A 3,327-nucleotide genomic window follows, 5' to 3' on the forward strand; every position below is an offset into this window, starting at 1 on the left:
GCCCGGGCTTGACCCGGGCATCCACACGAATGGAGAAGTTCGGAATCGTTTGCCGGACACATCGCACAACGGTGCTTTGATTCCGCAATTCGCTTGTGCTCACGCCCCCGGATGAGCAGGGCGCCGGCCGGCAAAAGAAAAGCCCCGCCGAGGCGGGGCTAGTTATGGAAGGAGAACGGCGACCGATCCAGACAAGCCCACTTTGCTCGATGCCTCGACCGGCGCCATAAACCTGATGGCGAGTTTGCCGGATATGGTATGAACGAAGCGTTAATGAACGGCCTTGCCGCACACCCGGATCGACGTCATGAGCGTGAATGTTTCCCCGCCTGGTTCGCGTGAGGGTTCGGCCGGACGAATTCTCGCGGGCATTTGCCGACTTGCGCTGCCGGTCGTCGTTGCGCGCGCCGGGAATGCGCTTCTCCAGTTGACGAACGTGGTCATGGTCGGTCATGCGGGACCCGATCAACTAGCGCTCCAGAGCGTTGGCTTTTCGGTGGCGGGCACGCTTCAGATGATCGGCCTCGGCCTGCTTACCGGAACGCTCGTGTCGGTCGCCTTCGCTTACGGCCGCGGCGAGTTCGCCGAATGCGGCCACGCGTGGCGGCGTTCACTGCCTTATGCGCTGGCGCTCGGCGTCGTTGGCGCCGGTGTGAGCCTCTTCGGGACGGAGCTGCTGCAACTGAGCGGCGAGCCACGGCCATTCGCCGTCGCGGCCGGCCGCGTCGTGTTCATCATCGGACTTTCGCTTCCGGCTTATCTGCTTTTCGTCACGACGACGTTTTTCCTCGAGGGCATTGGCCGCCCGCTGCCGGGCGTGGTGATGGTGGTGCTCGGCGTCATCGTGAACATCGGCATCAACTGGGTCCTCGTCTACGGCAATTTGGGCGCCCCCGCACTCGGCGCGGAAGGGGCTGCGCTCGCGACATTGATCGTGCGCGTGGTGCTGGCACTCGGCCTTATCGGTTTCGCATTTCGGTTTCGGGGGGCTGTTCGATTCGGTGTTCTTACGCCGAAGCGCGGGTCGTGGCGGAGCTGGGCGCAACAGCGGCGCATCGGACACGCGGACGGCCTCAGTCTCGGGATCGAGTCCGGCGCGTTCATGGCGATGAACCTGATGGCCAGCATCATAGGCACAGTGCATGTCGCGGCCTATGCGATCGCGCTCAGCCTGTTGAGCATTATCTTCACTTTCGCGCTCGGTATCAGTTCGGCGACGGCCGTGTTCGTGAGCCGAGCGTTCGGCCGGCGCGACGAGCATGGACTCCGTCTTTCCGGCTGGCTCGGCCTCGGGCTCAATACGGTCGTCGTCGCGTGCGCGGGCCTGGCGTTGGTGATTGCACCCGATTCGTTCGCCAAGCTCTACACGATGGATGACGCCGTGGCCCGCGTTGCAGCACCGCTGATCGCGATCGTTGCGGTGACGCTGCTCGCCGATGGCGGCCAGCGCGTCGTCGTGCAATCGCTGCGCGGATGCACGGACACGTGGTTTCCCACGGCACTCCATCTGCTCTCCTATGTGATCATCATGGTTCCGCTTGGCTGGGCGCTCGCCTTTCCGGCGGGTCTTAAGTCGATCGGTCTGCTTCTCGCTATTGCATTTGCAAGCTTCGCGTCCGTCATCGTGCTTGGAACGCGCTTTTGGTGGCTTTCCTCGGTTCGGCTGCCGGCTATATGGCGCGGCGAAGCGATGCGGCTCGCACTCGCCCAGTCGGCGGAAAGTGCAGAGTGAAGGCATTCTGCCGGCCGTCTATGAACGTCGGCCCGATGATCGTCACCGCCTCGTGTGGCGAATCCGAAATTCGCCACATTAGGGGGCGGGACCGGGAGCGAATTTCGGATTCAAAGCGCAGTAGCGCATTGTGTCCGATAAATGATTCCGGACTTCCCCGTTCGTGTGGATGCCCGGGTCAAGCCCGGGCATGACGAAGGGAGAAGTCCCGGGGGCACGCATGGCGAAGGGAGAGTCCGGGGCTGTCCGATTTAGATTTTGGCGCACCGGTAACGTTTCAGCGCTGTGCGCAAAACACCCCATTGACGTCATGCCCGGGCTTGATGTTCAGCCCGGGGAGATATCCGACGCCCGTTCGGAGACATGACCGACGGTTTTAGGGTTGGTCAAGTCGATGGTAGCGATTTGATGTGAGGCGAAGAAGACGCCGTATCGTCCGTCATGGCCTCGTGGCCTGATGGCGACACGTTCGCCACGAAAGGCGGCTGGCACTTTCCAGAGACGGCCCCTGAAGCAGATGTAGTCTCTGGACGCGGGAACGGTGCGGACGATCTCGTGCTCGCCATAGTCGATCTTCGGCAAGGTTGGGGGGAATGGACGCGGACTTGGCCGGTATCGCTCGGCCGGGACGGCCATGCCGATCGCCTCGTGGGGCCGCTCGAAGTTGTAGACCTCGCGCCATTGATCGAAGGCGCGTTGCACTTGGGCCAGGTTGTGGAAGCGGCGCAAGGCGAAGACCTCGTCGGACAGCGTGCGATGGAAGCGTTCGTTCTTGCCGCGGCTTTGCGGGTGATAAGGCGTGCTGTAGATCAGTTCGACGCCGAGCTTGAGAAGCCAAACCCGCAACCTTGTCCAGTGCGTGCCGGAGGCGTCGCCCCACGGCGTGCCGTTGTCTACGAACAGCGCATCGGGCAAGCCGTAACGGATGAATGTCGTTTCAAGATGACCTTGAACCGTGGGCTTTTGCTGATCGGTGCAGGCCTTCAGGCAAGGGCTGTAGCGCGAATGGTCGTCGAGGACGGTGAGCGGGTGGCATCGCTCGCCATTGTCGAGCCGGATCCAGCCCTTGAAGTCCATCTGCCACAGGCGATTGGGCGCGTCCTTTTCGAAGCGGTGGTCCGCCACGCCTCGCGCCGGCGGCGGACCAACGCGGCCATGACGATAAAGAACGGCGTGCACGGTCGAGGCCGCCGGCGCTTCGATACCTTCCCGTTCCAGACAATGCGCGATCTTGCGAGCACCCCACGCCGGATGGGCATCGCGAACCACGAGAATGCGCGCTTCCATCTCGGCCGGCGTTCGCGCAGGGCTCGCGTGCGGGCGCCGCGAGCGGTCCGTCAGGTCCTCGCCACAACGCCACCGCTTGAGCCACTTGTAACCCGTCTCCGGGTGAATACCAAACCGCCGGCACAGCTCGCGACGGTTGCCCCCTTCCAACCGGGCCAGGCGAACAAACTCCCGTCTCTCATCCATCTTCGACACCTCTCGCCAGGGCATGGACGGCCTCCTTCCAGCCAATTCCATGCGATCTTGAAGTGTCGGCTATGTCTCCGAACACCCGTCCAGGATGTCCCCGGGCTGAACACTTGACCCGG

General features: G+C 63.1%; 2 protein-coding genes. One reads left to right on the top strand and one right to left on the bottom strand.

Features of this window, described 5'->3' with window-relative positions; genetic code table 11:
• Nucleotides 1-307 precede the first annotated feature (307 nt).
• Nucleotides 308-1,732 carry an MATE family efflux transporter gene (locus VEJ16_14510; protein ID HYB10876.1) on the top strand — a complete coding sequence of 475 codons (1,425 nt, stop codon included), beginning with the start codon at nucleotides 308-310 and terminating at the stop codon, nucleotides 1,730-1,732.
• Between the two features lie 327 nt (nucleotides 1,733-2,059).
• Here VEJ16_14510 and VEJ16_14515 read toward each other — a convergent pair whose 3' ends face one another.
• Entirely contained in the window at nucleotides 2,060-3,229 is a 1,170-nt protein-coding gene (locus tag VEJ16_14515) for an IS481 family transposase (GenBank protein ID HYB10877.1), read from the bottom strand.
• Nucleotides 3,230-3,327 lie beyond the last annotated feature (98 nt).

This window comes from Alphaproteobacteria bacterium (assembly GCA_035625915.1).
Taxonomy (GTDB): Bacteria; Pseudomonadota; Alphaproteobacteria; order JACZXZ01; family JACZXZ01; genus DATDHA01.

What these genes read in the sequence shown, in the direction of transcription:
- VEJ16_14515 (HYB10877.1), bottom strand. Translation starts at nt 3,229, where the DNA reads ATGCCCTGGCGAGAGGTGTCGAAGATGGATGAGAGACGGGAGTTTGTT.
- VEJ16_14510 (HYB10876.1), top strand. Translation starts at nt 308, where the DNA reads ATGAGCGTGAATGTTTCCCCGCCTGGTTCGCGTGAGGGTTCGGCCGGA.